Here is a 2,404-nt window from a genome sequence, read left to right as displayed (position 1 = left end):
TTGCAAAGGCAAGTGAATGGCTAGCCACAGATTTTAAAGGTTATTGGCCTCAGTCGTCTGAATTGACGGTAGGGCGTGATAACTTCACGGCAGTCAATGCTGAATACCCAGCTAATGGTGTTTGGGAGTTCGCGCTCAATTCAATTGTCTGTGAAGGTGATACCGTAGTAACGGACGTTTCGGTTACAGACAGTGTGTTGAAAGGCCGAGTGATCACCTTTCACACGGTTGTTGATGGCTTAATTCAAAAGCAAACTGAGTTTTGGCCAGACCCATTCGAAGCGCCGGCTTGGCGATCGCAGTGGATTCAGGTTGTATCGAACAATTAGTTTGTGTCGATACGATCAGTTTGTAACGAAAAACCAGGTCGTATCGAATAATCAGGTTATAACAAACAAGTGGCATTAGGAGGTTTCATTGAACAAGGTAGTGATTGTAACAGGCGGGAGCCGAGGCATTGGCGCGGCGACATCTAAATTGTTGGCCAGTAAAGGTTATGCCGTATGCGTTAACTTCATACACAATGAATCGCGAGCGGAAGAGCTAGTTAATGATATTCGTGAACAAGGCGGAACCGCTATCAGTGTTCGGGCGGATGTGTCTGTTGAATCGGACGTAAAATCCTTATTCGAGATTGCACGTAATAAGCTAGGCCCAGTGACTCACTTGGTCAATAATGCCGGGATTTTATTTACTCAGTCACCTTTGGTTGACATCGAATTGGATCGCTTTGAAAAGGTGATGAAATCGAATGTATCAAGCTGCTTCCTGTGCAGTAAAGCCTTTATCAAACAAGCTGACGGTGCGGGTTCGATCGTGAATGTATCGTCTGCTGCTTCGCGAACGGGCGCACCATTTGAGTACGTGGATTACGCAGCATCGAAAGGTGCGATGGATTCACTCACCAAAGGCTTATCGCTTGAATTGGCTGCGCGTAATATCCGAGTTAATGGTGTAAGGCCAGGTTGTATCTACACTGAAATGCACGCAGACGGCGGAGAGCCTGATCGCGTAGACAGACTCGCTTCGCAGTTACCATTACAACGAGGTGGCACACCAGAAGAAGTCGCTAACTCTATCGCGTGGTTATTATCGGACGAGGCTTCGTATGTCACCGGCTCGTTTATTGATATTGCAGGCGGTCGGTAGGGCACGTTGGCCTTTGCACTAAGATAAACAAGTTAATACCATCAACACGCAACACAAGTACCTAACTAAAAGAACGAAACTAAGAGTACAAACATGAAAAACTATTTTGAGAGCCCGTTTGTCGGAAAGTCACTGAAAGAACAAGTGACCAACCCAAACATCATCGTGGGCGAACATAGCTACTATTCAGGTTATTACCACAATCACAGCTTTGATGATTGTGCGCGTTATCTGCTACCTGATAGAACAGACATCGACAAGTTGATCATCGGCAGTTATTGCTCGATTGGTTCAGGTGCCGTATTTATGATGGCGGGAAACCAAGGCCACCAAAATCAGTGGGTCAGCACTTTCCCGTTTTTCTATCAAGACGACGAGAAGTTTGAAGGTGCGATCGACGGCTTTGAACGCTCTGGCGATACTGTGATTGGTAATGATGTGTGGATCGGTACAGAAGCGATGATCATGAGTGGTGTTAAGGTTGGTGACGGGGCGATTATCGCGAGTAGAGCGGTTGTGACCAAAGATGTAGCGCCATACTCGATTGTCGGTTCAAACCCTGCACGTCATATCCGTTATCGATTCGATGACACTGAGATTGCTCAGTTGTTAGAAATGAAATGGTGGGAGTGGAGCGAAGAACAGATCAAAGGCGCGATGTCGTTGATGTGTTCTTCAGATATCAACGGGCTTTATCATTATTGGAAAGCGATCAAGTAATCGCAGTCCCCGATATAGCCACGCGTGACAATGTAGCCCCTCATGGTGTTTATACAAGAATGCTCAAACAAGTGAAAATTTACTGAATTGAATCTATATATGACAAGACATCTAACGCGTCTTGCTTTGTGATAACACCTTGCCATGCTGGCATACCTTGTTCTACGTTACCTTCTAAAATGTCATCCGCCAAAGAACTTGGACTGGTAAAAAAGCCGCCTAGTTTATTAGCGATATTGGCGGGCTTGTGTGGCAATGAAGCGGCAGTGGGGCCATCACCGTGTCCTTTGTCGCCATGACACACCCGACAAAGCTGCGTGTATTTGGCTTTACCATTGGCAAAGTGCCTCGCATCGATTTCTGAGGCGGCACTCGCATTAAACGTCATCATTGAAGCGACTAAACCTAAGAAAGCTAACACGTGTAAATGGTTCATGGTTTTCATTGTTTTGTTCTCGATTATTATTTAACAATGAAAGAATAAGCAGATGTGAGTAGAAGAAACGTGAATAGGTAAAGCGGGATTAAGCTAAGT

Annotated in this window: 4 protein-coding genes; 3 read left to right on the top strand and 1 reads right to left on the bottom strand. The window is 45.5% G+C overall.

The window, feature by feature from the left end; genetic code table 11:
• The 3 genes from AB4653_RS20340 to catB form a co-directional block, all read left to right on the top strand.
• Window positions 1-329, top strand: a 329-nt coding sequence (locus AB4653_RS20340) for a nuclear transport factor 2 family protein (RefSeq protein ID WP_372105178.1), incomplete at its 5' end; no start/stop codon positions are given.
• A gap of 88 nt (window positions 330-417) precedes the next feature.
• Window positions 418-1,149, top strand: a complete 732-nt coding sequence (locus tag AB4653_RS20335) for a glucose 1-dehydrogenase (protein ID WP_102258492.1) — start codon at window positions 418-420, stop codon at window positions 1,147-1,149.
• A 93-nt stretch (window positions 1,150-1,242) separates the two neighbouring features.
• On the top strand, window positions 1,243-1,869 hold the full coding sequence (catB, locus tag AB4653_RS20330; protein ID WP_017099903.1) for a type B chloramphenicol O-acetyltransferase: 627 nt from the start codon (window positions 1,243-1,245) through the stop codon (window positions 1,867-1,869).
• Window positions 1,870-1,948: 79 nt separating this feature from the next.
• On the opposite strand, the gene AB4653_RS20325 is transcribed toward catB, so the two are convergent.
• Window positions 1,949-2,314: a cytochrome c gene (locus AB4653_RS20325; protein WP_102258491.1), complete on the bottom strand. Its 366-nt coding sequence runs from the start codon at window positions 2,312-2,314 to the stop codon at window positions 1,949-1,951.
• Between the last annotated feature and the right edge of the window lie 90 nt (window positions 2,315-2,404).

Origin of the sequence: Vibrio sp. 10N.222.48.A3 (assembly GCF_041475345.1) — a bacterium.
Classification (GTDB): Bacteria; Pseudomonadota; Gammaproteobacteria; order Enterobacterales; family Vibrionaceae; genus Vibrio; species Vibrio tasmaniensis_A.
This window is presented reverse-complemented; position numbering and strand designations above follow the sequence as displayed.